25 protein-coding genes are annotated in these 24993 nt (G+C 66.5%); 9 read left to right on the top strand and 16 right to left on the bottom strand.

Features of this window, described 5'->3' with window-relative positions; translation table 11 throughout:
- Position 1 precedes the first annotated feature (1 nt).
- Genes iolE through N825_RS25445 form a run of 4 tightly spaced genes read left to right on the top strand, consistent with a single transcriptional unit; the run spans position 2 to position 3933 of the window.
- Positions 2–931, top strand: coding sequence for a myo-inosose-2 dehydratase (gene iolE, locus N825_RS25460; protein ID WP_037458283.1), 930 nt, complete (start codon positions 2–4; stop codon positions 929–931).
- The gene (locus N825_RS25455; protein WP_037458282.1) at positions 924–1814 is read left to right on the top strand and encodes an SMP-30/gluconolactonase/LRE family protein; all 891 of its coding nucleotides are present in this window, start codon (positions 924–926) and stop codon (positions 1812–1814) included. Before iolE ends, N825_RS25455 begins: the two co-directional genes overlap by 8 nt.
- 30 nt (positions 1815–1844) lie before the next feature.
- Positions 1845–2843, top strand: a complete 999-nt coding sequence (locus N825_RS25450; protein ID WP_037458281.1) for a Gfo/Idh/MocA family protein — start codon at positions 1845–1847, stop codon at positions 2841–2843.
- 58 nt (positions 2844–2901) lie between these two features.
- Positions 2902–3933 (top strand): class 1 fructose-bisphosphatase, encoded by a 1032-nt coding sequence (locus N825_RS25445; RefSeq protein WP_037458280.1) that lies wholly within the window; start codon positions 2902–2904, stop codon positions 3931–3933.
- A 128-nt stretch (positions 3934–4061) separates the two neighbouring features.
- Here the strand turns inward: N825_RS25445 and N825_RS25440 are convergent, their stop codons facing one another.
- From N825_RS25440 to N825_RS25405, 8 genes are all read right to left on the bottom strand, one after another.
- Complete coding sequence (locus tag N825_RS25440; protein WP_037458279.1) at positions 4062–4508, bottom strand: BLUF domain-containing protein; 447 nt, start codon at positions 4506–4508, stop codon at positions 4062–4064.
- Between the two features lie 17 nt (positions 4509–4525).
- Complete coding sequence (locus tag N825_RS25435; RefSeq protein WP_051513056.1) at positions 4526–6115, bottom strand: putative bifunctional diguanylate cyclase/phosphodiesterase; 1590 nt, start codon at positions 6113–6115, stop codon at positions 4526–4528.
- A 130-nt stretch (positions 6116–6245) separates the two neighbouring features.
- Positions 6246–7514: a TRAP transporter large permease gene (locus N825_RS25430; RefSeq protein ID WP_037458278.1), complete on the bottom strand. Its 1269-nt coding sequence runs from the start codon at positions 7512–7514 to the stop codon at positions 6246–6248.
- 1 nt (position 7515) lies between these two features.
- On the bottom strand, positions 7516–8100 hold the full coding sequence (locus N825_RS25425) for a TRAP transporter small permease (protein WP_051513054.1): 585 nt from the start codon (positions 8098–8100) through the stop codon (positions 7516–7518).
- A gap of 78 nt (positions 8101–8178) precedes the next feature.
- Positions 8179–8955 (bottom strand): GntR family transcriptional regulator, encoded by a 777-nt coding sequence (locus tag N825_RS25420; protein WP_051513051.1) that lies wholly within the window; start codon positions 8953–8955, stop codon positions 8179–8181.
- Positions 8952–10205, bottom strand: coding sequence for a CaiB/BaiF CoA transferase family protein (locus tag N825_RS25415; protein ID WP_211098415.1), 1254 nt, complete (start codon positions 10203–10205; stop codon positions 8952–8954). The genes N825_RS25420 and N825_RS25415 overlap by 4 nt, the downstream gene beginning before the upstream one ends.
- Positions 10206–10226: 21 nt before the next feature.
- Positions 10227–11405, bottom strand: a complete 1179-nt coding sequence (locus tag N825_RS25410) for an acyl-CoA dehydrogenase family protein (protein ID WP_051513049.1) — start codon at positions 11403–11405, stop codon at positions 10227–10229.
- A 28-nt stretch (positions 11406–11433) separates the two neighbouring features.
- Positions 11434–12837, bottom strand: coding sequence for an MmgE/PrpD family protein (locus N825_RS25405; protein WP_037458277.1), 1404 nt, complete (start codon positions 12835–12837; stop codon positions 11434–11436).
- 348 nt (positions 12838–13185) lie between these two features.
- Here N825_RS25405 and N825_RS36920 point away from each other — a divergent pair, with 348 nt between their 5' ends.
- A complete protein-coding gene (locus N825_RS36920) occupies positions 13186–14844 on the top strand; it encodes a sensor histidine kinase (protein ID WP_084165062.1) in 1659 nt (552 codons plus the stop codon).
- A 75-nt stretch (positions 14845–14919) separates the two neighbouring features.
- On the opposite strand, the gene fbaA is transcribed toward N825_RS36920, so the two are convergent.
- From fbaA to N825_RS25380, 4 genes are all read right to left on the bottom strand, one after another.
- Positions 14920–16035, bottom strand: coding sequence for a class II fructose-bisphosphate aldolase (gene fbaA / locus N825_RS25395; protein WP_051513045.1), 1116 nt, complete (start codon positions 16033–16035; stop codon positions 14920–14922).
- 106 nt (positions 16036–16141) lie between these two features.
- Complete coding sequence (locus tag N825_RS25390; RefSeq protein ID WP_245613231.1) at positions 16142–16567, bottom strand: DUF4345 domain-containing protein; 426 nt, start codon at positions 16565–16567, stop codon at positions 16142–16144.
- A complete protein-coding gene (locus N825_RS25385) occupies positions 16558–17049 on the bottom strand; it encodes a methyltransferase family protein (protein WP_037458275.1) in 492 nt (163 codons plus the stop codon). Before N825_RS25385 ends, N825_RS25390 begins: the two co-directional genes overlap by 10 nt.
- A gap of 140 nt (positions 17050–17189) precedes the next feature.
- The gene (locus N825_RS25380) at positions 17190–17486 is read right to left on the bottom strand and encodes a 2Fe-2S iron-sulfur cluster-binding protein (protein WP_037458273.1); all 297 of its coding nucleotides are present in this window, start codon (positions 17484–17486) and stop codon (positions 17190–17192) included.
- 209 nt (positions 17487–17695) lie between these two features.
- Between N825_RS25380 and N825_RS39150 the strand changes: the two genes are divergently transcribed.
- Both N825_RS39150 and N825_RS25375 read left to right on the top strand, forming a co-directional pair.
- Complete coding sequence (locus tag N825_RS39150; RefSeq protein WP_198038895.1) at positions 17696–17869, top strand: hypothetical protein; 174 nt, start codon at positions 17696–17698, stop codon at positions 17867–17869.
- A gap of 175 nt (positions 17870–18044) precedes the next feature.
- Positions 18045–18890 (top strand): transporter, encoded by an 846-nt coding sequence (locus tag N825_RS25375; protein ID WP_084165061.1) that lies wholly within the window; start codon positions 18045–18047, stop codon positions 18888–18890.
- Between the two features lie 53 nt (positions 18891–18943).
- Here the strand turns inward: N825_RS25375 and N825_RS25370 are convergent, their stop codons facing one another.
- Positions 18944–19303, bottom strand: a complete 360-nt coding sequence (locus tag N825_RS25370) for a winged helix-turn-helix transcriptional regulator (protein ID WP_051513043.1) — start codon at positions 19301–19303, stop codon at positions 18944–18946.
- Positions 19304–19480: 177 nt separating this feature from the next.
- Here N825_RS25370 and N825_RS25365 point away from each other — a divergent pair, with 177 nt between their 5' ends.
- Complete coding sequence (locus N825_RS25365; RefSeq protein ID WP_051513077.1) at positions 19481–19813, top strand: nuclear transport factor 2 family protein; 333 nt, start codon at positions 19481–19483, stop codon at positions 19811–19813.
- A complete protein-coding gene (locus N825_RS25360) occupies positions 19813–20592 on the top strand; it encodes an SDR family oxidoreductase (RefSeq protein WP_037458269.1) in 780 nt (259 codons plus the stop codon). The genes N825_RS25365 and N825_RS25360 overlap by 1 nt, the downstream gene beginning before the upstream one ends.
- A 574-nt stretch (positions 20593–21166) precedes the next feature.
- Here N825_RS25360 and N825_RS25355 read toward each other — a convergent pair.
- From N825_RS25355 to rffA, 3 genes are all read right to left on the bottom strand, one after another.
- Positions 21167–22171 carry a glycosyltransferase family 2 protein gene (locus N825_RS25355; protein WP_037458266.1) on the bottom strand — a complete coding sequence of 335 codons (1005 nt, stop codon included), beginning with the start codon at positions 22169–22171 and terminating at the stop codon, positions 21167–21169.
- A 55-nt stretch (positions 22172–22226) separates the two neighbouring features.
- Positions 22227–23534, bottom strand: a complete 1308-nt coding sequence (locus tag N825_RS25350) for a lipopolysaccharide biosynthesis protein (RefSeq protein ID WP_037458264.1) — start codon at positions 23532–23534, stop codon at positions 22227–22229.
- 80 nt (positions 23535–23614) lie between these two features.
- Complete coding sequence (gene rffA, locus N825_RS25345; protein WP_084165060.1) at positions 23615–24925, bottom strand: dTDP-4-amino-4,6-dideoxygalactose transaminase; 1311 nt, start codon at positions 24923–24925, stop codon at positions 23615–23617.
- Between the last annotated feature and the right edge of the window lie 68 nt (positions 24926–24993).

Raw genomic sequence — 24993 nt, 5'->3', positions numbered from 1 at the left:
GATGAGAGTGAGGCTGGGAACCAACCCGATCGCCTGGAGCAACGACGACCTGCCCGAGTTGGGCGGCGACACCCCCCTGGAGACCTGCCTGCGCGAGACCCGCGAGGCCGGCTTCACCGGGACCGAGATGGGCAACAAGTTCCCGAAACAGGCCGACGCGCTGAAAGCCACCTTGGCCGCCCACGGACTTGAACTCGTCTCCGGCTGGTACGGCGCCGAACTCCGCAAGCGGACGGTGGAGCAGGAGATGGCGGTGATGCGCCCCCACCTGGACCTGCTGGCCGCCTGCGGCTGCGAGGTGATGGTCTTCGCCGAGACCTCGGACACCGTCCAAGGCCGGCGCGACGTGCCGGTGGCCGATCGGCCCGTCATGGGCGAGGCGGAATGGCCGGTCTTCCTCGACCGGATCGCCAAATTGTCCGAGCTGATGGCGGCGGAGGGCGTCCGCCTCGCCTTCCACCACCACATGGGCACGGTGATCGAGACCGCGGCCGAGATCGACCGGCTGCTGTCCGGCACCCCGGACACCGTCGGGCTGCTGTACGACACCGGTCATCTGACCTACGCCGGCGAGGATCCCGCCGAGGTCGCGGCGAAATGGGCCACGCGGATCAACCACGTCCACGCCAAGGATGTCCGCCTCGATGTGCTGAGGCGCGCCCGGGGGGAACGCTGGAGCTTCCTCGACGCCGTGGTCAACGGCGTCTACACCGTGCCCGGCGACGGCATGATCGATTTCGAGGCGGCGTTCCGGCCCTTGGGTGCCCTTGGGGCCTCCGCCGGCTACGAGGGTTGGGTGATCTGCGAGGCCGAACAGGATCCCGCCAAGGCCCACCCCCTGACCTATGCCCGCATGGGTCACGACCACCTCAAGGCCGTGCTGGGAAAGCTCGCCTTCACCATCGACACAGGGAGCATCCCCCATGCCTGACTCGAACCAGCCTGATGTCGGATGCGTGCTCGACGCGCGGGCCACGATCGGCGAATGCCCCGTCTGGTCGGCGGAGGAACAGGCGCTCTACTGGGTCGACATCCTCGCCCCCACCCTCAACCGGCTGGACCCCGTGACCGGAGCCACCCGGACCTGGGAGATGCCGGCCTCGATCGGCTCGTTCGGCCTGCGCGAAGCCGGCGGCGCCGTGGTGGCGCTGCGGACCGGCTTCCACCTGTTCGATTTCGACAGCGGCGCCTTGACCCTCCTCGCCAACCCGGAACCGGACCAGCCGGGCAACCGCCTGAACGACGGCAAGGTCTCGCCCGACGGAAGCTTCTGGGCCGGCACCATGGACGAGGAGGGCATGAGCAGGCCCTTGGGCTCCCTCTATCGTCTCGCCCCCGACGGCTCCTGCGCCCGGATGGTCGAGGGGCTGATCGTGTCCAACGGCTTGGCCTGGAGCGCCGACGGCGCCACCCTGTTCCTGTCGGATTCACGCGGCAAGAAGATCATGGCCTTCGACCACGATCCCGCCACCGGCGCGCTGTCCAACCGCCGCGTGATCGCCGAGCCGACCGAGGAGATCGGCCGGCCAGACGGCGCCGCGACCGACAGGGAGGGCTTCTATTGGAGCGCAGGCGTCTCCGCCGCCGTGCTAAACCGCTGGTCGCCCGATGGCAGGCTGGACCGCCAGATCCCGATGCCTTGCGCGGCGCCGACAATGCCATGCTTCGGCGGGCCCGACATGAGGACGATCTACGTGACCTCGCTTCGCCACAACGTGCTGGACGAAAAACTGGCGGCGTATCCCCTATCCGGCGGGATCTTCGCGGTGGAGGTGGACGTTCCCGGTGTGCCCGTGCCGAAATTCCGTGGCTGAGGACAAGGGGCTGACGAAAGGGGAACCGAAATGAACGTCTGCATGGTCGGCCACGGCATGATGGGGGTGTGGCATTCCGAGGCGCTGCGCGGCACCGACGCCGTGCTCCACACCCTGGTCGGCCGCAATCCCCAATCAACCCAGGAGTTCGCGGAAAGTCACGGCTATCGCAAGTGGACGCTGTCGCTGGACGAGGCGCTGGCCGATCCGGCGATCGACATCGTGATCCTCGCGACGCCGACCGACCAGCACGAGGAGCAGGCGATCAAGTGCCTGGAAGCCGGCAAGCACACGCTGATCGAGATCCCAATCGCCATGAGCCTGGGCGGGGCCGAGCGCGTCATCGAGGCGGGCGAGCGGAGCGGCAAGGTCTATGGCCTGTCGCATCCGATGCGCTTCCGCCGTGAGCGCGAGGCCCTGCTCGCCAATGTCCGCGCCGGCAGCGAGAGGATCCGGCACATCGCCGGCCGCTTCTTCATCAAGCGGCTCATCAACATCGGGGCGACCGGCTATCAGCGAAGCTGGACCGACAACATCCTGTGGCATCACTTCTGCCACTTCGTCGATCTCGGCATGTACCTATTCGATGGCGCGCCGATCCGGCGGGTCCAAAGCCATCTGGGGGCGCTTCACGAGACGACCGGCATCCCGATGGAATGCACGGTGCTGGTCGAGACCGAGGCCGACCAGACGCTGGTGGTCCATGGCAGCTATCACGCGGCCTATCGCTTCTATGACAAGCTGATCGTGACCGACAAGGACACCTATTTCTACGACATACTGTCCGGCACCCTGAAGACGTCGGAGGGCACCACCGCGATCGAGGCCGAGCAGGAGAACTGCGCCCGCGTCACCCTGGATTTCCTCGCCGCCGTCCGGGAGAACCGTCCGCCGCTGGCGTCGGGTCCCTCCGTGTTGCCGGCGATCCGAATTCTCCAGAAGGTCCAGAACGACTGGAACGGCCGATACGGCGCCCGCTCCATTCCCGGCCGCCCCCTGCCTCCCGGGGAAGAATCCATGCGGTCTTGATGCGCGTGATACGCTATCCCAAGACGGACGAACGCGGCATTACACCAAGGAAGAAGACATGAAGCGTGTGACGCTGACCCAGTTCCTGATCGAGCAGCAGCGAAAGGAGCAAGCCTTGCCGGCGCAGCTCCGACTGCTGCTCGAGATCGTCGCGCGCGCCTGCAAGGCGATCAGCTTCACGGTCGGCAAGGGCGAGCTGGGCGACGTTCTCGGCAGCCATGGCAGCGAGAACATCCAGGGCGAGGTTCAGAAGAAGCTCGACGTGATCGCCAACGACCTGTTGGTCGAGGCGAACGAATGGGGCGGCCACCTGGGCGCGCTGGCCTCGGAGGAGATGGACACGATCCATGTCATTCCGAACCGCTATCCCAAGGGCGAATACCTCCTGCTGTACGATCCGATCGACGGCTCCAGCAACATCGACGTCAACCTGACGGTCGGCACCATCTTCTCCGTCCTGGTGGCGCCGGAGGATGCCTCAGGCCGTGAGATCGGCGAGGCGGATTTCCTGCAGCCGGGGTCGCGGCAGGTCGCCGCCGGATACGCGGTCTATGGACCGCAGACCATGCTCGTCCTGTCCGTCGGAACCGGCGTTTTCGGCTTCACGCTGGATCGCGAGATGGGGGCATGGCTGCTGACGCACCAGAACATGAGCATTCCCGCCGTGAGCAGCGAGTTCGCCATCAACATGTCGAACAGCCGCCACTGGGCGCCACCCATGCGGCGCTACATCGAGGAGTGCATCAGCGGGACCGAGGGGCCGCGCGGCAAGGACTTCAACATGCGCTGGACCGCCTCGATGGTCGCCGACGTCCACCGCATCCTGCAACGCGGCGGCATCTTCCTCTATCCGTGGGACGCGCGCGAGCCCAACCGGGCGGGCAAGCTACGGCTCATGTACGAGGCCAATCCAATGGGCTTCCTGATCGAGCAGGCGGGCGGCGCCGCGACCGATGGCCAGCGCCGCATCCTCGACATCCAGCCCAGCGCCCTGCACGAGCGGGTGGGCGTCGTCATGGGATCACGCGACGAGGTGGACCTCATCGCGACCTACCTGAAGACCAGTGGCGATGGGGGTGATACGGCCTAACCTTCCTTACCACCAAACACTGACGTTCGTAGGTCGGCTATGGCGCAGCGGCAGCCGACACCACTCCCGACGCGCCTGCTTGTCGGCTGCCGCTGCGCTCTAGGCGACCTAAGGTGGCAACTCACACATCAGCCGACGGCGGACTTCTCCTCCTCGACCACCAGCCGGTGGAGCGTCGTGAAGATCACCTCGGCGCTCAGCCTGCTGGCGTCGAACCCGGTCTCCGAGGAGATGGCGCCGAACAAGTCCTTCTCCCTCAGGTCCCGGCCAACGAACGACATCGACCAGTTGGCGAAGGCGCGTTCCGACTTGGCGCCATAGTCCAGCACCAGCACCTCGCCGTGGCGCGGGTCGCGCTGGATGCGTTCGAAGGTCCGGGTGACCGCCGATTGCGGCCCTTCCAGCACTTGGGCGAAGCAGCCGGCGTTGAACATCAGCGCGCCGGTGACATCGGCCTTGGTGTTGTTGCGGCGCGAGCTTTCCAGGATCTGGCGGATCTCGGCGGCGATGGTTTCCTCGCTGCCCGGAATGGCGTTCCGGCTGAAATAAACGATGCGGTGGATCTCTGTCGTCATGGCTTCGCTACACGGTCTCAAGAGTGGAGTTGAAGAAGAAGGTCGCCGACGCCTGACGCCGGGATCGGTCGGCTGAGCAGGTAGCCCTGGATGTCGGTGCATCCTTCCGCCCGCAGCCGGTCCAATTGTTCCTGTGTCTCGACCCCCTCGGCGGTGGTCGAGATGCCCAGGCTGACGCCCAGGCCGATGATCGCCCGCACGATCGCGTTGCTGTCGCCGTCCGACGGCATCTCGCGCACGAAGGATTGGTCGATCTTGACCTTGTCGAACGGGAACGAGCGCAGGTAGCCGAGACTGGAATAGCCAGTCCCGAAATCGTCCATCGCGATTCGGACACCCAGCGCCCGCAACTGGTGCAGGATGGTCAGCGTCGCCGCCGTCTCCTGGAGCAGGACGCTCTCGGTGATCTCCAGTTCCAGCCGCTCGGGCGCCAAGCCCGATTGGCGGAGCGCCGCGATCACCATGGTGACCAGGCCGGGGCTGGAGAACTGGACCGGCGACAGGTTGACCGCGATCGAGATGTCGTCGGGCCAGCCCGCCGCCTCGCGGCAAGCGGTCTGGAGCACCCATTCGCCGATCTGCGAGATCAGGCCGATCTCCTCCGCGATGGGGATGAAGGCGGCTGGCGAGATCATGCCGCGCTCGGGGTGGCGCCAGCGGGCCAGCGCCTCGAACCCGACCACGCGGCGGTCGGCCAGCTTCATCTGCGGCTGGTAGTGGACCTCGAACTGGCGGAGCGCGAAGGCCCGGCGCAGGTCCAGTTCCAGCGCCCGGCGCGCCTGGGCGCGGGCATCCATCTCCTGCTCGAAGAAGCGGTGGCGGCCCCTGCCCTCCTCCTTGGCGCGGTAGAGCGCCAGATCGGCGCTCTTCAGCAGGCGGTCCGGGTCGGCGCCGTCGGCGGGAGGCAGGGCGATGCCGATGCTGACGCCGATGTTCAGCAGGTGGTCGTCGACGATGTAGGTGCGTCCGACCAGATCGACCAGGCGCCGGGCGAGCGCCCTGGCCGCCTCCGGCTGCTTGGGCGAGCGCTGGAGGATCGCGAACTCGTCACCCCCCAGCCGGGCGATCAGGTCGGTGTCGCGCACGCAGGACCGGATGCGGTCAACCACGTGGCACAGGAGCTTGTCGCCGATCGGATGTCCAAGCGTGTCGTTGACGGTCTTGAACCGATCGAGGTCGAGCAGCAGCAGCGCGAATTCCGCCTCGTTGGCCGGCCCGCGCAGCGCCTCGGTCAGTTGATCGTTGAGCACCACCCTGTTGGGCAGGCCGGTCAAGCCGTCGCGCCGCTCGACGGCCGCCGGTACCGTCACCACCGCCGTCTCGGCGACCATGACGAGGGTGCGCCCATCGCTGACGCCGCGGCAGGAAACCGTGAAGTCCCGCTCTCCCCGCCTCAGCTTGGAGGACAGCGTCTCGTCACCGCCGCAGACGTTTTCCAGCAGGAGCTTGAGATCGGGGTCGTCCGGCATGTCGAAGATGGAGCGGAACGGGCTGTTGGCGTAGCCGACGGCGCCATTCCGCTCGATGATGGCGAAACCACCAGGCAGCAGATCGCACGCTTCGAGGATCACCGTTTGGGACAGGTCTGGTTCCAGTATCTGAAGCATGATCTCTACAGGCAAGGTTCAGCTTGCTTGACGGTACCTTAAAAACCGTGAAGAAACCGTGTAGAGAGATGCCTCAGCCTGGATATCACCAAGGATATACAATAACTTACCAGATTTTGGCAAAACTATACTATAGCAGTGCCAAGCTCAACTGGGGAACGGCGTTGATCAGGACCAGACCCACCAGACGAATGCCATAGAACGGCAGGACGCCCTGGATGATTTCGTGGACCGGTAATTTGGTGATCTTGCTCATGACGAACAGGTTCAGCCCGACCGGTGGCGTCAGGGTGGCGATCTCGACCAGGGCCGTCAGGATCACCGCGAAATGTACCGGGTTGATGTCCACGGCTGTCGCCAGCGGGAACAGGATCGGGCTCAGCAGCACGATCATCGACACGCCGTCCAGGAACATGCCGACGATGATCAGCAGGATGTTGACCGTCAGCAGGAAGACGAAGGGCGAGACGTTGGCCTCGGCGACGAACCGGGTCAGTTCGGCCGCCAGTCCCAGCCGGGTCAGCATGGCGGTCAGCAGTCCGGAACCGAGCAGGATGCCGTAGATCATCACGGTCTGCTTGACCGATTCCTGGAGCGTTTGCCAGATCGCGAAGAGGTTGGCGGTGCGGTAGACCAGCAGAACCAGCACGGCCGCGTAGATCGCCGCCAGCGCCGACACCTCGGTCGGGGTGAACAGGCCGGCGTAGATCGTTCCGATGATCAGCACCGGCATCAGCAGCGCGCCGCTGGCGGATGGCAACGCCTTGCGGAAGGCCTTCCAGTCCGGCTTGTCCTGCTGGATGCCGAAGCCATAGCGGCGGCTCAGCACGACGGTGCCGGTCGCCAGCAGGGTCAGTTCCAGCAATCCTGGAATGATGCCGGCGATGAACAGGTCGGGGATCGGCATGCCGACGATGCTGCCGATCAGGATGAAGCTCAGCGACGGCGGGATCATCAGCCCCAGCGTACCGCATACCGCGATCAGCGCGGCCGAGAAGCGGGGGCTGTAGCCTTCCGCCGGCAGCAGCCGCACGGCGGCCGGGCCCAGGGCCACCGCGCAGGCGACCGACGATCCGTTGACGGCGGCGAAGAACATGCTGGAGATCGCCAGTGCCAGGGCGACGCCGCCCTTGAAGCATCGGACCACCGAGGCCACCAGGTTCATGATGACCAGCGCCAGGTTGCCGCGCGACATCAGGTTGCCGGAGAAGATGAAGAACGGGATGGCGACCAGCGCGTAGCTGTCGATCGAGCCCCAGGCTGTCTGGGCGATCAGGATCGGCGGGATGTTGAAGCTGATCAGCATCAGGCCGGCGGCGATGATGCCGAGCGCGATGGCGACATGGATGCCCGCGGCGATGAGGGCGAGCAGGGCGATGACGGCGATGGCGACGGTCATCTCAGCGCAACTCCTCTGTCTCGAACGGATCGATGCCGTGATAAAGCTGGAGCGCCGCACCCACGAAGTAGCCGATATAGAGCAGGCCACCCAGGGGCATGATCAGGCGCACCTGCCACAGCGGCAAGTCCAGGCTCGATTCGGTCATCATGCCGATGCGGTGGAGATGCATGACCTCGGTTACCCCGGCGTAGACCAGGACGGAGGCGAAGGCGATCCCCAGCGCGCAGTTCAGCCAGTTCAATCCCATCCGGACTCCGCGCGGCAAGCGCTGGATCAGCAGGTCCATGCGGATGAAGTGATGGTCGCGGTTGGCGGAACCCAGCGCCAGCAGCACGCTCCAGACGACCAGGAAGCGGACCAGCTCCTCGGCCCACCAGTGGCTCTCGCTCAGCAGCGACCGGCTCGACGCCTCGTAGAACATGACACCCATGGCGCCCGCCATGAAGAGCGTCGCGATGTTGAGCAGGATCTTGTCCTCGAACCATATCCAGGGCCTCGGCAGGGTATATCCCGCCCCGGCCCCCTCGCCGGTCCCGTGGCGCGCGGATGCCGTCGCGGCATCCGGTCTGGCTATTCCGGTCATGGCACCCTCTTGTTGCGGTGTTCCTCCCAGGGAACAGAATCGATTGCTTTTTGCCCGGTGTTTCGGTTTCCGGGTGTCTCAGCTTCTGGTGCCCTTGCGCCCGCTCGGCGGATCGCTCTGGCGCTGAAGCCGCATCGAGTAGCGGAAGCGGTCGGCGGGATGGATGTTGATGGCCCCCTCGAAGACTTGGCCATCGGCGCCCAGGTAGAGCCGGGTGATCCTAAGTCCGGCGGAACCGGACGGCACGCCCAGCGCCGCGATGGTGTCGGCGTCCAGCACGACGCCCTCGATGTCCTGTGTCACCTCGCGGACGGTGACGCCGTGGGACTCCTCGATCATCCGGTAGACCGCCACCTGTTCCCGCCCGACCTTGGGCACGATGTCGGCGAAGTCGCCCCGGACATAGAGGATCGTCAGGCAGAACGGCATCCGGGTATCGGCCGCCCAGCGCTGGGCGTCTACCCGCACCCAGGGGGTTCCCGGCTCGCAGTCGAGCAGGGCCGCCAGTCCCGCGTCGGCCTCGATCGGCTCCGAGCGCAGCACTTCCAGCCGGGTGGCGCTGGCGTATTGCATCAACTCGTCCAACGAACTGATCGAATTGATATACCGGCTATCGGGAGTGGTCGCGGCCAGTACCGTCCCCGCCCCCGGCCGGCGTGAGATCAGGCCCATGTCCTCCAGCTTCCGCAACGCCTCGCGGACGGTGTGGCGGCTGACGTCGAACCTGGCGCACAGGTCGAACTCGGTCGGCATGCGATCGCCGACCCGATACGCGCCCCCGTCGATCTCCTTCAGCAGGATCGAGACGATTTCCTGGTAGCGGGGGATTTCCGTCGAGGGCGCGTGGGCGATCATAGGACACCGATCTCTTTCAGATGTTGAAGTCGATCGGCACTATATCCGAGTTCGGACAGGATGGAGGCGCTGCCCTCGCCCATCTCCGGCGCCGCCCGGGTCGGCAGCTCGGCGTCCGACAGCCGGAACGGGCCCTTCAGCATCCGCAGCGGTCGGCCAGCGCCGTCACGATGTCCCGAGAACTCGGCGACGTTGCCCTGTTCCGCGACGAACGGATTGTTCAAGGCTTGCCCGATATCCAGCACCGGCGCCGCCGGGATCTGGCCGCCGAAGATCTCGACCCACTCCGCCGTGCCGCGCGTCATCAGCGCCTCGTCCATCAGGACCGTCAGGCGGTCCCGGTTGGCCAGCCGCGCCTTGAAGCTGGAGAAATCGGGGTCGGACCCCCATTCCGGATGGCCCAGCTTGTCCGCCAGGATCGGCCAGAACTTCTCCTTGTTGCACATGATCAGGATCCAGCCGTCGCCGGTCCGGTACAGCTGGCTGGGCGTCAGCGACGGGTGCGCGCCGCGCGGTTCGCGGCCCTGGAGGTGATCGGCGTTGAGGTACCACGTCGCCAGATAGTTGACGTTGTGGAGCGCCACGTCGAACAGCGACACGTCGACGTCGCGCCCGATCCCCGTGGCCCTGGCGCCCATGATGCCGGCCAGCAGGCCGAAGGCGCAGACCTGTCCGGTCATCAGATCGACCACCGACAGCCCGAACCGGGTGGGTGGCCCGTCCGGCTCGCCCGTCACACTGAGATAACCCGCCTCCGCCTGCATCAGATAGTCGTAGCCCGGCCACGCCTTGCGGGACCCGCTGCGGCCATAGGCCGAGAGATGGGCGCAGACGATGCGGGGATTGACCTCCCTCAGGGCGTCATAGGTCAGTCCCAGCTTTTCCGGCTGGTCGCCGCGCAGGTTGTCCAGCACGCCATCGGCCTTGCGGACCAAGTCGTGCAGGACCTCGCGCGCCTCGGGCTTCTTGAGGTTGAGCGTGATGCTGCGCTTGTTGCGGTTGAACGACTGGTAGAAATGGCTGTCGCCGGGGCTGAAGAAATGCGGGCCGACGACGCGGCCGACATCACCGCCATCGGCGGGGTTCTCGATCTTGATCACGGTGGCGCCGAGATCCGCCAGCAGCATGGTGCCGAACGGGCCGGCGCCATACTGCTCGACCGCGATGATGGTGACGCCGGCCAGCGGCAGGGGAGCCCGTTCGGTGGAAGCGCCCGTGGATGCCCCGGTGGGTGCGGTGGTCATCGTCATGTCCTGTCCCTCGCCGTCGCGTCAGATCGGGTTCTGCTCGATCAGCCGCTTGGCGATGATCAGCCGCTGAAGCTCGTTGGTGCCCTCGCCGATCGCCAGCAGCGGCGCGTCGCGGTACAGCCGCTCGACGATGAACTCCTTGGAATAGCCGTAGCCGCCGTGGATCCGCAGCGCCTCCAGCGAATTCTCGATGGCGGCCTCGCTGGCGAACAGCTTCGCCATGCCGGCCTCCAGGTCGCAGCGGTCGCCGCGGTCCAGCGCCTCGGCGGCCTTGCGGACCAGCAGGCGGGCGGCCTCCGTCCGGGTCGCCATGTCGGCCAGCTTCAGCGCGATGGCCTGATGCTCGTGGATCTGCTTGCCGAAGGTGCTGCGCTGCTGGCTGTACTTGATCGATTCATCCAGCGCCGCCTGGGCGACGCCGACGCCCCGCGCCGCCACGTTGACGCGGCCCAGCTCCAGGCCGGAGATCGCGCATTGCAGGCCGGTGCCCTCCTTGCCACCGATCAGGCAATCGGCCGGGACGCGGTAGTCCTCGAACACCAGCTCGGCGCTGTCGATGCCCTTGTAGCCTAGCTTCTCCAGCTTGCGGCTGACCCGGAAACCATCGCGCTTCTCCGCGATGAACATTGACATGCCCTTGTGGCGCGGCTGGGTCGTGGTGTCGGTCTTGACCAGCAGGGCGAAGCAGGAACCTTGGATGCCGTTGGAGATCCAGGTCTTGGTGCCGTTGATCAGATAGCCGTCGCCGTCCTTCCTGGCGACCGTGCGGATCGCCTGGAGGTCGGTGCCGCAGTCCGGTTCCGTCAGGGCCAAACCGCCGCGGATCTCACCGGTGGCGAACACCGGCAGGAAGCGCTGGCGCTGCTCGTCGGTGCCCATCTTGTTGACCACATGGGCCATGATCAGGTGGGAATTGATGATGCCGGTCAGCGACATCCAGACGCGGGCGATCCGCTCGATCATCGCGGCGTAGGTGCTGGGGGCGAGCCCGAGCCCGCCGTATTCCTCGGGGATGGTCGCGCCGAACAGGCCCATCTCCTTCATGCGCTCGACGATCTCCTCGGGGTAGATGTCGTCGTGCTCGAGATGCTGGGCATAGGGTTTGACGTCGCGGTCGAGGAAGCGGTTGATGCTGTCCAGGATCATGCGTTCCTGGTCGAGCTGTTCCGCCATGTCGCGGACGATGGGGGCGGCGGTCATGCTTTTCTGATCTCCCGAAGGATGGTGATTAGCGGGTCAGGCTGGCGGACAGGGCCGCGGCGTCGCTCTCGTGGCAGGCCAGCACGGCGGCCTCGATCGCCTGGGAACGCTCCGTCGACACCGCCAGCGACGCGTTGGTCCGGTACTTTTCGATGATCTCGCCATTGGTCAGCGGCCGGTCGGGAGCGCCCCGATTGATCTGCTCGCGGTGGTTCAGGACGCGTCCATCCGTCATCTCGACGATCACCTCGCCCGAGTAGTGGCGGGGGAAGCCGGATTTGGGATCGACCTCGTAATCGACCTTGTCGGCGATGGCGAGGATCTCCGGATCGTCCAGCATCGGCCGCTCGATATCGGCCAGGGCCATCCTGCCGTGCCGCAGCCCGACCGCTACCAGATAGGGAATGCTGAACTGGGCGTCGTAGGAGTTGGCGGGGCGCTTCTTGTTGGCGACCGGTTCGCAGACGGTCTTGACCACCTCGCCCGGCACCAGGGCGCGGATGCGGCGGATGGCGCCGGTGTCGACCTCGGGTGCCAGCTTGATCGCGGCGTCGATGCAGCCATGGGTAAAGTGGCAGGCCGGGAACGGCTTGATCGCGGTGTGGCTCAGCTCCCAGCGGCTGCCGAGGCCGGCGGTCGCGAGATCCAGGTCGCACTCGGCGGCGCGCGGGCCGAGGAAGGCGTTGTACAGGCCGAACCGGCCCTCATAGGGCGCCGTGGCCCCGATGAAGCCCTCGCGCGCCAGGGCGGCCGCCGTGATGCCGCTCGACGCCGCCCAGCCCGGATGCATGCGCTTGGTCCAGGCGCCATCCTCCAGGAACTCCAGGCTGCCCGATCCCATGCTCAAGGCGATACCCTGCGCGTGGGCCAGTTGGCCCGCCGACAGGCCGAACAGCTTGCCCGCGACCAGGGCTGAGGAAAAGGCGCCGACCAAGCCCGTCGGGTGGAATCCCACTTGGTGGAAGCCGCCCTTGGCGACCGAACCGAGCCGGGCCGCCACCTCGATCCCCAGGATATAGGCCACGACCAGATCGCGCCCGGAGGCGCCGGCCAGCACGCCGGCAGACAGCGCGCAGGGCATCGAACTGACGGTGGCGTGGACGACGCCGCCCAGATGGGTGTCGTCGAAATCGAGGCCATGGCACAGGATGCCGTTGGCCAGCGCCGCGTCGCGCGGCGCCAGGCGCATCGACTTTCCGATCACGCCGACCGTCCCGGCGGCGCCACCGGACAGGCCGTTCAGCGCCGTCAGCGTCCGATGCGCGAAATCGAAGGTGCCGGCGGCCAGCGCGATGCCGACGGCGTCCAGGATGTGGTGCTTGGCGCGGGTTCGGATCTCGGCCGGAATGGCGTCCCAGTTCAACCCCGCCGCGAAATCCGCCAGGGTGCTGGAAATGGTCGCGCGTCGGGAAGACGGTTCGTCCCTGGGCATCGCTTCTCTCCCATGATTGTTTGCCGGCGCGGGCTCGTCTGGGCCGCTTGGAACCCACCGGGCCGATGGATCATTCGAAATGCCGGTAAGTTTGTCCGGACATTCAGCCGCATCGGGAGATCGCTGTCAAGCGCGAATAGCTGAGGTCCACGCGGGTGCCGTCCCGCGAGGTGTCGGGCGATTTCCCACCCTGCCACGATCGATTTTGGCCTATGACCATTTATGTAAATGAAGTGTTAAATACAAATTGTGGAAACTGTCTTATAATGGGAGTCGAGGTTATCAACCATCGCGTCGGCAACTGGCGTTCGACGGTGGAACAACGATGTTGCCGGGAGCGACCAGACCATGGATCCGCGAGCTTTCGTTTTTCAGTCGACGTGCCAGGACATACCCGACATATCGTTGCTCGAAGCCATGCCGATGGCGGTCTACACGACCGACGCCGAGGGCAGGATCACCTTCTACAACCAAGCAGCGGCGGAGCTGTGGGGGCGAGCGCCGGAACTGGGCGAGGACGGGTGGTGCGGCGCGTGGCGCCTCTACCGGCCCGACGGCACCCCCCTGCCCCATGACCAATGCTCCATGGCCGTGACGTTGCGGGAAAACCGCCCGGTGCGCGGTTGCGAGACGGTGGCGGAGCGGCCGGATGGAACCCGGGTGCCCTTCATCCCCTATCCGACGCCGTTGAAGGATGCTGGGGGCAGGATGATCGGCGCCATCAACATGCTGGTCGACATCACGGAGCGTAAGCGGTCGGAATTGGCGCTCCGGCAGCGCGAGCGTGAACTGTTGGAAGCCCAGCGGATCGCGCGCATGGGCCACTGGCGCCTGGACGTGGCGGCGCGCCGGCTGGAATGGTCGGTCGGCACCCATTTCCTGATGGGCACGTCGCCGGAAACACACGTCCCCAGTCTGCCCGACCTCGTTTCGCGCATCCACCCCGACGACAGGCAGGCCTATCTTAGGGCCTTCACCGACTGCTTCAAGTCGGGCAAGACCAGCCAATGGGAGTTCCGGGCGCGGAACGCCGACGGGGCCGAATGGGTGGCGTGGGTGGAGGGGCGTTGCGAGGTCGATTCCGATGGCCGGGTCGTGGCCCTGTTCGGGATCTGTCAGGACGTGACCGAGCAGCGCCGGCTGCAAGCGAGGCTGCGCGAGGCGCGCGACGCGGCGGAGACGGCCGACCGCGCCAAGTCCAGCTTCCTCGCCTGCATGAGCCATGAACTGCGCACGCCGCTCAACGCGATCATCGGTTTCAGCGACCTGCTGCGCTCCGAGATGTTCGGTCCGCTGGGCCGGCCGCAATACGTCGAATACGCCGGTGACATCCACCGCAGCGGCCAGCATCTGCTGGAACTGGTCAACGACCTGCTCGACATGGCGCGGATCGAGGCCGGCATGGTCGACCTGTCGGAGGAGCCGATCGACGTCTCCAGGCTGATCGCGGAGGCGGTCCACGTGGCCAGCGGAGCCGCGCCCGATGTCAGCCACCTGTTCGACATCGCCGTGCCGGAGCCGCCGCCGATCCTCCGCGCCGACCGGCGGCGGATCAAGCAGGTGCTGATCAACCTGATCGGCAACGCGGTCAAGTTCACGCCCGACGGTGGGCGCATCGGGGTTGGCGTCACCGTCGGGAATGACGGGGTTTCGATCGCCGTCACCGATACCGGCATCGGCATCCCGCGGGAGAGGATCGGCGATCTGGGCCAGCCCTTCAGCCAGATCGAGAACGTCACGTCGCGCCGCTACCAGGGCAGCGGCATGGGGCTGTTCATCACCAAGGCGCTGGTCGAGCGGCATGGTGGCGCGATCGGGATCGACAGCCGGGTGGGCGAGGGAACGACGATGACCGTCACCCTGCCAGCCAGCCGGCTGATCCAGGCCAGTCCGGCGCCTCCTGTCGTGACCTCACGCGATGTGGGTGGCGAGCCCGGCCTGGGCCGGGCCGATGACGAAGCCGGTACCGGTCGCCGTCGGTTGACCGCGATGGCTGTCGGAGCGTAGCGCGGCTCCGGGAGGAGACCGCCCCACGCCCGCCTCGCCAAAGGCGGGCGCGGGGCTCCCCTTCGACCTCGGGTCCTACTTGGCGGCGACCGACTTGCCGGCCGACGCCAGATCGGCGAACGCTTCCTGCAGCCGCTCGACCATCTTGCGCTCGCCCAGGCGCAGCCACTTGCGCGGATCGTACTGCTTCTTGTACGGAGCGCCGGTCTCGGGGTCGATCTGGTGCTGGAACGCCTTGCCGTTCTTCAGGATGAACTCGCCGACACCGGTCGCGAAGGCGAACTGCGTGTCGGTGTCGATGTTCATCTTGAACACGCCATAGCCGACCGCGCGGGTGATCTCCGACTTGTCCGAGCCGGAACCGCCGTGGAACACCAGGTTCAGCGGGTTGTGACCCAGCTTGAAGCGCTCCGCGACCAGGCTCTGCGACGCTTCCAGGATCTCCGGACGCAGCTTGACGTTGCCGGGCGCGTAGACGCCGTGGACGTTGCCGAACGAGGCCGCGACCGAGAAGTCGCCCAGCGGCGCCAGCAGCTCATAGGCGCGGGCGACGTCCTCGGGCTGGGTGTACAGGCGGGAATTGTCGGCGGCGTCCAGATCCTCGGACCCGATGCCGTCCTCCTCGCCGCCGGTCACGCCCAGCTCGATCTCCAGGCTCATGCCGATCGGGGCCATGCGGCGGAGGACGCGGGCGCACTCCTCCAGGTTCTCCTCCAGCGGCTCCTCGGACAGGTCCAGCATGTGCGAGCTGAACAGCGGGCGGCCAGTCTTCTGGAACTCCGCCTCGCTATGGGCGATCATGCCCTCGACCCAGGGGATCAGCGCCTTGTTGGCGTGGTCGGTGTGCAGCACGACGCAGACGCCGTAATGCTCCGCCATCATGTGGACGTGGCGGGCGGCCGAGACGGCGCCCAGCACGCGCGCCTCGGCGGCGTCCGGGAAGCCCTCGCCCGCGAAGAAGCGGGCGCCGCCGTTGGACAGCTGGATGATGACGTCGGAGCGGGCGGCGGCGGCCGCCTCGAGCACCGCGTTGACCGTGTTCGTGCCGGTCACATTGACGGCGGGCAGCGCGTGGCCGCCGGCTTTGCAGGCGGCGACGAGCGCCCGGTAGTTCTCGCCGGTGACGACGCCAGGGGCGATCCGGGCTGCCGAGGACGCGGGAGAGGTTCCAGCGGTCGATGGAACGGTCATGGTCGAACACTTCCAGCTTTGTGATACGGATTACGCGCCAGAAATGGCATATCCACAGCCGGAAAGTCGATCTTTTCCGTGGTATCGGCCGACGAAAAAGCGGCCCCTAGTCGACCCGCCCACGGTCCCGACGCGCAACCCTCCATTGCCAGACCATGAGAAGAGGCATGACACCCAATTCCATGCCGAGCCCCAGCAGATGGGGCAAGGTGGGTGCCCCGTGGATCCAGAACGACAGCGCGCGGGCCAGTCCGCCGGCGATGACCATCAATCCGGACAGCTGGAAGCGCGCGGCGTGGTGTTCGATCGCCGGCACCGTGGAGAGGAAAACCAGCCCGAGCGCCAGGAAGACGCCGGACAGATAGCGGAAATGGCTGTCCAGATCGACCGACGCCGACACTTTCCCGAGCATCGCCGGCCCCAGCAGCACGCCCGCCGCTCCCGCCAGGATGGGGATCAGGCTGAGCGCCGCCACGGCGATCCGCAGCGAACGGCGCGAGGACGAGTGACGCCGCTCGACGCTCACAGCCACCGGCGCACCCGCTGGCGGTAGGCCGCGTACTGGTCGGGGAACTTGGCGCCGAGGTAGCGCTCCTCCCGCGCGATGACGCCATATCTCAGGACGACCAGCAGCGGGACGAGCATCGCGAGCACGGCGACGCTGTCGAAGATCAGCGCCAGTCCCGCCTGGAGCAGGCTCATCCCGACATACATCGGGTTCCGCGTCCATCGGTAGACGCCATCGGTCACCAGCGCGGTCGAGGGCTTCCACGGCTCCACATGGGTGCCGGCGCGACTGAACAGCCTGAACGCGGCCACCCCCAGCGCCAGCCCCGCCACCACCAGCACCCCCGCCCCGCCTTGGCGCGCCATGTCCGGCAGCCCGAACCCCGCCGGCACCACCCACCGATCCAGCACCAGCCCGAGGACGACCGCACCCGCGAACAGCAACGGTGGCGGCGCGATCACGCCGGCTTTGTCGCCGGGTTTGCCGCCGGGTTTGCCGGATGTCATGGTGATGCCGCCTCCCAGGAGTTCCCAGAAGGAAACTGCTATCAGGCCGCGACGTGGTGGTCAAACTCGTGGTCGAGGCGAACTCGTTCCCGTACCCCCCTCCCCAGCGCTTCAACGGCGCCGGGGACGGTGGCGGTGGGTCAGATGAAGCTGAGGATCTCGACCGTGATGTTCTCGGTGCCGATGCGGGCTTGGCAGGCGAGGCGCGAGGGGGTGGCGACGCCGACGATGGTGTCGAGCCGCTCGTTCTCCAGGCGCTGGATCTTCGTCAGGGTCTTGCGGCCTTCGGGAACATAGACGTGGCAGCTGCCGCACTTGGCCTCGCCGCCGCACTTGCTGGTGAACTTCTCGCCCGAGGCCAGGATCGCTTCCAGGATCGTGGAACCCTCGGCGGCTTCGACGGTCTTGCCCGAGGGCTTGAGGGTGACTATCGGCATATCGCTACTCCATTGTTGAGGCGTTCGGGCAGGTCATGTCTTCCCGTCCGCCGGACCATCGCCCGGTTTCAAGAGGCTGCGGCCGAGGGATGCAAAGCCCACGCCATGGGCTGAATACCGTTACACAACAACAAGATAACGCAGCGGGCGAGCAACCGGGGAGCCGCCCGCATCAGGCTCTTGTCGCCTTGCCGACAGGGTTTGTCGTGATGCCGCCCACTCCACCGCACAGCGCTTCCCGCGCCTTCGGCCGCGCCACCCCGATCGGCCGCTCCGGCCAGCCGGTGGAGCTGGCGCCGGTCCATGTCCAGTCCGCATCCGTCGAGTCCAGCCACATCACCGGAGAGGTCTACGGCGCGTCGGGAGGCGCCGACCAGCCGTGACCATAAAGTAGTATATCCTCACTATGCCATATTTCGTATTACCCCTAGCGGTCGTTTCAAGGTGCCAAGCCGGCATTTACTCGCGAACCCGCCCATTCCACTGGATTGGGCGGGAGCGTAGCCACGCGAGGATTTGAAAAGCGAGCCGATCAAATGCTTTGAAGGGGGGAATACGATGCTGAAGAAACTCGCCGCCGTCCGCGCGGCGGCCCTGTCCGTGGCCGCGCTGTCCATGGGAGCCCTATGCGCCGCGACCTTGTCCCTGACGGCCTCGCCGGCCTCCGCCGGTTCCGTCACCCAGCCGGGCGAGACCGTTGGCTTGGCGACCGGAGCCCCGCTGCCCCAAGGCGTCTACTTCGTCGACACCTTCAACTGGGGTGTCCGCAAGGGCGACAACGGCGCCGCCGACGTGACGCTGGGCGTCAACATTCCCGTGCTCGCCTGGGCGACACCCACCAAGATCGCCGGAGCCCGGCTCCAGCTCCTGGCGGCATTGCCGGCGCTGGAGGTCGGCGTCCAGAACGCCGATCACGAGAATGGCATGTACAATCCCTTCCTCGCCAGCCAGCTGGCCTGGGACCTCGGCGACGGCTTCGGCGTCAGCTATCTGCTGGGTGTCTACTTTCCGGTCGGCAACAAGCTGGGCTTCGACAGCACCAACATCAACCAGCGCTTGGCCGTCAGCTACACCAACGACGGCTGGAACCTGACCGCCAACGGCATCTACGGCATCTCGACCCGCGATGTCTCCAAGACGATCAACCCCGACTTCGTCAACCTGGACCTGACCGCCACCAAGACGCTGGGCAACTGGACGGTCGGCCCGGTCGGCTTCGCGTCATGGGACGTCACCAGCCCGACGGCGACCTATGAGAAGCAGAGCCAATTGGCGCTGGGCGGTCTGGTCGGCTACAACTTCAGCCAGTTGACGCTGCAAGGATACCTGACCCGCACCGTCACGGAGGAGAACTATGGCGGCACCGACACCCGCGCCTGGGGCCGCCTGATCCTGCCGTTCTGATCCCTCCCGAACCCCAACGCGGCTCCGAGGGTCGGGCAAGACCTCCCCGACCCTCACTCCCCCACAGGTTCCCCCTCATCCACACACACCCGCTGCCCCGCCCAGGTCAGCAGCGCGTCCAGCGCCGGACACAGCGCCTGCCCCCACTCGGTCAGCCCGTACTCGACCTTGGGCGGCACCTGATGATGGACGATCCGCACGACGATGCCGTCCCGCTCCATCTGGCGAAGCTGCTGGATCAGCATCTTCTGCGAGATGGCCGGAATGGCGCGCTCCAGATCGGAGAACCGCAGCAGCCGCCCGCCGAACAGGTGGAACAGGATCAGCAGCTTCCACCGCCCCTCCAGCAGCTTGAACGCCTGTTCGACGCCGCTCGCCGCCGACATCGCCGTGTGCTCGACCTTACCCGCCATCGCCCACCATCCCGATCGTGACCCTGCTTGGCACCTCACCCAGAGGTAAGTACCAAACTTTTCCGTGCGTTCTTGTCATCTGGAAAGCCTAGCCCCATTCTCCGGTTCAAGCAACGACCGAGCCAGACTTTCCCGCTCGAAGTATTCGCCATGATCCTGGAGAAAGGAGAACCGTCGATGCGGCTCCCAAAACCAATCGAAACCTATATCGCCGCCGAAAACACCGGCGACGTCGACGCGTTGTCGACATGCTTCGCCCCAAACGCGACCGTTCGGGACGAGGGCCAAGTCCATCACGGCCTGCCCGCCATCAAGACTTGGAAAGCCGAAACCAAGCGCAAGTATAATCACACCCTCAAGCCGCTCCACAGCGCCGAGCGCGATGGCGCCACCATAGTCACCTGCGAGGTGACCGGCGACTTCCCCGGCAGCCCCGTCACGCTCGATTTCCGCTTCCTCCTGGAGGCCGGCCTTGAAGGCGGCGCGATCCTGTCCCTGGAGACGATCTGATGGACGATTTCCTGCAACTCCGGGGCCTGCGCGTCCTGATCACATCCGGCACGCGGGGAGCGGGCGCCGCGACGGTGGCGCTGTTCCGCGACCAAGGCGCCCGCGTGCTGACCACGGCCCGCTCCCGCCCGGACGGCTTCCCCGAGGACCTGTTCGTCGCCGCCGACCTGACGACGGTGGAGGGCTGCGACACGCTCGCCGCCGCGGTCGGGGACAGGCTGGGCGGCGTCGATGTCATCGTCCATGGTCTCGGCGGCTCGTCGGCTCCCGGTGGCGGTTTCGCGGCACTGGGCGAGGCCGACTGGCACAAGGAGTTGGACCTCAACCTGTTCCCGGCCGTACGGCTGGACCGCGCCTTGCTGCCGGGCATGATCGCCCAAGGCTCCGGCGTCATCATCCACGTCACCTCGATCCAGCGGCAGCTCCCGCTTCCCGAGGCCACCCTCGCCTACGCGGCGGCCAAGGCGGCGCTGTCAACCTACAGCAAGGGCCTGTCGAAGGAGGTCTCGCCAAAAGGTGTGCGCGTGGTGCGCGTCTCCCCCGGCTGGATCGAGACCGAGTCCTCCGTCGCCCTGGCGGAACGCCTCGCCGACCAAGCGGGCACCGACTATGAGGGCGGCAAGCGGATCATCATGGACTCGCTCGGCGGCATCCCCCTCGGCCGCCCCTCCAAGCCCGCCGAGGTCGCCAACCTGATCGCCTTCCTGGCCTCCCCCCGCGCCGCCTCGATCACCGGCACCGAATACGTCATCGACGGCGGCACCATCCCGACCGCGTGAGGTGGTCGGCTTCTCCTCTAGGCGGGAGCCTTGTCAGCTCATGCCAAAGAAGCCGGTGTACCAACCGTCAACCGCTGGGCGAGGTGCCACAATGTGCTGGTGGGAAGACGCTGGTTGCGCCGACACGTCATGGGGGCTCAGCGGTGTGTGGCCAATCGACTGGCGACGCCGGTTTGAGGGTGGTGCATCCCCAATAATGTTTGTTTAGGGGAAACCTGTATAGACAAATTGCAACTTTCACAACAATGAAGCTCCGGAGAAGTTGTGTTTTCTTTTCTTGATGGGGAAGTCGGAAAGGAATTTGCGCGTGATCGAGCGTGTGGTGTGCCGTCCCCGGCGGATTAGGGACCGACCATCAACCCCGAAACACATCTCACCAGCATTGAGATCCAGGAGCTTTTCATAATGGCCGGTGGTCCTGTTCATCGCGGACGGGGGCTCCGGACGCCGCGTTGCCATTGGCATCCATCGTGTCGCAACGTCGTTCGACCCTCACCTCCCATGCGGAAGGTCCGCCGTTTTCAGTCGCGGTGGATCACCCGCGTCCGGTTTGGGAAAGCCCAAAGCCTTCCGATTACCCCATCGCCATTTCAGACACCCGCGCGCGGCGGCCCAGTCTCAGGCGCTTCATGACCTTTTCGGCGGCCTCGGGCGACGCGATCAGCAAGCCGTGGAAGACGGCTTGGGCGAGGCTGGTTTTTCCCAGGCCGGCGCGTTTCCAGTAGGCGCGCGACAGCAGCAGCTTCGCCGCGGCCTTGCGGTTGCCGGCGCGGGCATGTTCGCACAGCGCGATGGCGGCGTGGCGTTCGATCGCGCGCTTGACGGCGGCCTTGTCCTCGGCGCTCTTGGCATCCAGGCGGGTCAGGATCGAGAGCGCGAAGATTCCGCTCCGCGACTCGGACGAGATCTGGCCGCCCCAGCGGCGGCAGGCCGAGGCGTCGTGGTCGACGAAGACGAAGGGCGCGTTGGGCGCGGCCAGGGCCAGGCGGATGCCGAAATCATAGTCGCAGACGTCGCCGACCACATCGCGGCCCTTGTAGCGGACGGCGCGGGCCAAGTCGGCGCGGACCAGGAAGCCGTTGTGGGGGATGCGGCCGTCGGTGGCGGTCGCCAGCGCAGAGGATTGGGCGCCCGCACGCTCCGGTCCGCGGCCGAAGTCGCGGTTGCACTGGTCGGTGGCGTCGCGGTCGATCTCGCCGGCGGCGTCGGCGATGCTGACCTTGCCATAGACCACGGCGGCGCCGGGATGGCGCGTGGCGCCGGCGTGCAGAGCCGACAGCGCGCCCGGCAGCGGGAAATCGTCGTCATGCATGATCATGATCCAGGCGCCGCGCGCCTCCCGGAACAGCATGTTGACGTTGCCCGCCTGTCCCAGCCGGACCTTGTTGGGAATGTAGCGGATCGTGATCCCGGCCCCTGGCTGGAGCGAGGCGAGCAGCGCCTCGTTGTCGGGGTTCGGCTTGTCGTCGCCGATCACGATCTCGAACGGCCGGTAATCCTGCTTCAGCAGCGCCGCCATGGTGTCGGCCAGGAACCGCTTGCCGTAGGCGGGAATGCAGACGCTGATCAATTCGTTCATGGGATGCCACTCCAACGGGCGATGACGGGAGGAACGCGGGGTCAAATACTTGGACTCAGGCGACGAAGCGGCGGTAGAGGAAGCTCACGTCGCTGCGCCTGATGAGCAGGCCGGGCATGCGGCGGCGCAGGAGGTATTCGTAGCTGGCGGCAATGAAGCCCAGTCGGATCATGGTCGCCAGCAGCATCGACATGGCGGCGCCCAGCACGCCATAGGTGGGAACCAGCACCCACAGCAGCGGCACGACGCAGACGAGACCGACGCCTTGGGCCCAGGCGATCACGCCAGGGCGTCCGGCGCCCATGAAGCCCTGTCCGATGATCCGGATGCTGCCGGTCAGGACCGCTTCCGCCAGCAGGATCGGGAAGATGTGGATCGCCGGCCGGAATTCCTCGCCATAGATGAACGGCAGCATCACCGGGGCCGCCACGGCGATGGCGAGCGCCACCAGGCCGGTCGCCGTCGTCGCCACGCGGGAGCTGAGCGAGACATAGGCGATCACGTCCTCCAAGGGTTGCGCCGCCACCTTGGGGAAAAGCACGACCGCCGCCGAACCGCTGATCATGTGGAGCATCTTGGCGAGGCTGGCGGCCACGACATAGACGCCAAGCTCGGCCGGAGCCAGCAGACCCACCAGCAGCAGCTGGTCGATATAGGCCGAGATCACGCCCAGGAACTCGATGCCGTAGGAGCGCCAGCCGTAACCATGCAGCCGGCGGAACGTCGCCTTCAGCCGTGTCAGCCGCATCGGCATCTGGGGCAGCAAGCGCAGACCGGAGACCAAGGCGAAGACCAGCGGCGGCAGGGCGTAGCAATAGGCGCTGCGCACCGCCGTCAGCTCACCCATGTAGCCGAGCGCCATCAGCAGCAGCAGCGTGGCCAGCGTCTGGCCCATCATGACGATGTTGATCCAGCGGAACCGGCCCAGCGCCTCGTAGACGCTGTACACCAAGGTGTTGCACAGCATCAGCGGCATCATCAGCACCAGCCCCTGGGCACCGGCGATCACGCCGGGGTCGTAAGCCTCCAGCAGCCACGGCATCAGCAGCGCCGCGGCGCCACCGCCCACGGTGCCGACCACGACCGAGACGGCGATGGCGGCGTAGAAGAACTCCGGTCCGAACCGTTCGGACTTCCGCCAGTTATAGGTCAGCGACATGGGCAGGCCGATCGCGAGGATCGGCATCAGCACCGCCGGCCACAAGGCCATGGCCCCTTGCGCGCCCCGCCCTTCGGGACCCAGCAGGTTCGCCGTGACGATGCCCGTCAGCAGGTTCATGCCCAGGATGATCACCCGGGCACCGAATGTCTGGATGGCGGCGGCGACGCTGCCGCCGCCGAATATGAACCGCAACGCCTTCATCAAAGCAATTGTCCCGAATGAACCCGAAGGGGGGAATGGATGCGGGCGCCCCCGTTGGAGGGCGCCCGGCCTTAGTTGGCTCAGCCTTGGAAGAACGCGCGGATCGCCTCGATCACCTTATCCTGCTCGCTGCGCGTGATGTCGGCGAAGAGGGGCAGGCGCAGCATGCAGGCGGCGGCGTGCTCGGTCACCGGCAGCGGGCCGGAGGTCTTGCAATGGGCGACACCCATCGGAGCCGAATGGAGCGGCACGAAGTGGGTGGTCGCCTGGACGCCGCAGCTGCGCAGGAAATCCAGCAGCCGGTCGCGGGTGTCCTGGCTTTCCAGCAGGATGTGGAAGATGTGGTAGTTGCTGCGGGCGTAGCTGGGGATCACCGGCAGCGTCAGCAGGCCCTTCCGGGCCAGACGGCGCAGGCCCTGGGCGTAGTAATTGTAGGCGGCGCCGCGTAGCGCCGTGATCAGGTCCATGGCTTCTAGCTGCGGCGCCAAGTAGGCCGCCACGATCTCGCTCATGGCGAGCGACGAGCCGGGGCTGACCCAGGTGTATTTGTCGACCTGCCCACGGAAGAACTGACGCCGGTTGGTGCCCTTGTCGCGGTAATTGCAGGCGAGGTCGTCCAGTTCCGGATTGTTGATGAGCAGCGCGCCGCCCTCGCCGGAGATCAGGTTCTTGGTGTGGTGGAAGCTGTACGATCCCATGTCGCCAATGCCGCCCAGCGCCCTGTCCTTGTAGAAGGCGCCGACGCCCTGCGCCGCGTCCTCCACCATGGGGATGCCGTGGCGGGCCGCGATGGCCGCGATCTGGTCGAGGTCGGAACAGACGCCGGCGTAGTGGACGACGCAGATCGCTTTGGTGCGCGGCGTGATCGCGGCCTCGATCGCCTGTTCGTCCATCGTCAGGGTGTCGATCCGCACGTCCACGAAGACCGGCTTGGCGCCGGCCAGCAGGAAGGCGTTGGCGGTCGAGCAGAAGGTGAACGAGGGCATGATGACCTCGTCGCCGGGGCCTATGCCCAGCACGCGCGGCATGGCTTCGAGCGCCAGCGTGCAGGAGGGGGTCAGCAGCACGTGGCGCAGACCCAGCCGGGACTTCAACACCTCGATGGCGCGGGCCGACGCCTTGCCGTCCGTCGCGACGTTGTTGCCCTCGCAGATCGTGGAGAGGCTGGACCTCTCCTCGCCGGTCAGGAAGACGCGGTTGAACGGTACGGGACCGACCGGTTCGATCAGGCGGTTCTTGAGGGTCTGCTTGGCAACGGGCGGCGTCGCGGCGCGGATCGACGCGCTGGCGGAAGCGGTGGTCTTGTCCGCGGCCAAGGCGTTCCCGTTGAGCGCCGATCCATTGATCGAACCGCCGTTGACCTTCCCGTTGATGGCTTCACCCAAATTCATGATTATCCCCTCGGGCATGACCATGGATGCCCTCTAAGCAGTGTTGTGGCGCTCGTTTGTCTTCCACC

The organism is Skermanella stibiiresistens SB22, assembly GCF_000576635.1.
Taxonomy (GTDB): Bacteria; Pseudomonadota; Alphaproteobacteria; order Azospirillales; family Azospirillaceae; genus Skermanella; species Skermanella stibiiresistens.
The sequence above is the reverse complement of the archived record's forward strand: the minus strand, read 5'-3'. Positions and strand labels throughout refer to the sequence as shown.

Coding starts and splice junctions, on each gene's coding strand:
- iolE (WP_037458283.1), top strand. CDS start 2: ATGAGAGTGAGGCTGGGAACCAACCCGATCGCCTGGAGCAACGACGAC.
- N825_RS25455 (WP_037458282.1), top strand. CDS start 924: ATGCCTGACTCGAACCAGCCTGATGTCGGATGCGTGCTCGACGCGCGG.
- N825_RS25450 (WP_037458281.1), top strand. CDS start 1,845: ATGAACGTCTGCATGGTCGGCCACGGCATGATGGGGGTGTGGCATTCC.
- N825_RS25445 (WP_037458280.1), top strand. CDS start 2,902: ATGAAGCGTGTGACGCTGACCCAGTTCCTGATCGAGCAGCAGCGAAAG.
- N825_RS25440 (WP_037458279.1), bottom strand. CDS start 4,508: ATGACGACAGAGATCCACCGCATCGTTTATTTCAGCCGGAACGCCATT.
- N825_RS25435 (WP_051513056.1), bottom strand. CDS start 6,115: ATGCTTCAGATACTGGAACCAGACCTGTCCCAAACGGTGATCCTCGAA.
- N825_RS25430 (WP_037458278.1), bottom strand. CDS start 7,514: ATGACCGTCGCCATCGCCGTCATCGCCCTGCTCGCCCTCATCGCCGCG.
- N825_RS25425 (WP_051513054.1), bottom strand. CDS start 8,100: ATGACCGGAATAGCCAGACCGGATGCCGCGACGGCATCCGCGCGCCAC.
- N825_RS25420 (WP_051513051.1), bottom strand. CDS start 8,955: ATGATCGCCCACGCGCCCTCGACGGAAATCCCCCGCTACCAGGAAATC.
- N825_RS25415 (WP_211098415.1), bottom strand. CDS start 10,205: ATGACGATGACCACCGCACCCACCGGGGCATCCACGGGCGCTTCCACC.
- N825_RS25410 (WP_051513049.1), bottom strand. CDS start 11,405: ATGACCGCCGCCCCCATCGTCCGCGACATGGCGGAACAGCTCGACCAG.
- N825_RS25405 (WP_037458277.1), bottom strand. CDS start 12,837: ATGCCCAGGGACGAACCGTCTTCCCGACGCGCGACCATTTCCAGCACC.
- N825_RS36920 (WP_084165062.1), top strand. CDS start 13,186: ATGGATCCGCGAGCTTTCGTTTTTCAGTCGACGTGCCAGGACATACCC.
- fbaA (WP_051513045.1), bottom strand. CDS start 16,035: ATGACCGTTCCATCGACCGCTGGAACCTCTCCCGCGTCCTCGGCAGCC.
- N825_RS25385 (WP_037458275.1), bottom strand. CDS start 17,049: ATGACATCCGGCAAACCCGGCGGCAAACCCGGCGACAAAGCCGGCGTG.
- N825_RS25380 (WP_037458273.1), bottom strand. CDS start 17,486: ATGCCGATAGTCACCCTCAAGCCCTCGGGCAAGACCGTCGAAGCCGCC.
- N825_RS39150 (WP_198038895.1), top strand. CDS start 17,696: ATGCCGCCCACTCCACCGCACAGCGCTTCCCGCGCCTTCGGCCGCGCC.
- N825_RS25375 (WP_084165061.1), top strand. CDS start 18,045: ATGCTGAAGAAACTCGCCGCCGTCCGCGCGGCGGCCCTGTCCGTGGCC.
- N825_RS25370 (WP_051513043.1), bottom strand. CDS start 19,303: ATGGCGGGTAAGGTCGAGCACACGGCGATGTCGGCGGCGAGCGGCGTC.
- N825_RS25365 (WP_051513077.1), top strand. CDS start 19,481: ATGCGGCTCCCAAAACCAATCGAAACCTATATCGCCGCCGAAAACACC.
- N825_RS25360 (WP_037458269.1), top strand. CDS start 19,813: ATGGACGATTTCCTGCAACTCCGGGGCCTGCGCGTCCTGATCACATCC.
- N825_RS25355 (WP_037458266.1), bottom strand. CDS start 22,171: ATGAACGAATTGATCAGCGTCTGCATTCCCGCCTACGGCAAGCGGTTC.
- N825_RS25350 (WP_037458264.1), bottom strand. CDS start 23,534: ATGAAGGCGTTGCGGTTCATATTCGGCGGCGGCAGCGTCGCCGCCGCC.
- rffA (WP_084165060.1), bottom strand. CDS start 24,925: ATGAATTTGGGTGAAGCCATCAACGGGAAGGTCAACGGCGGTTCGATC.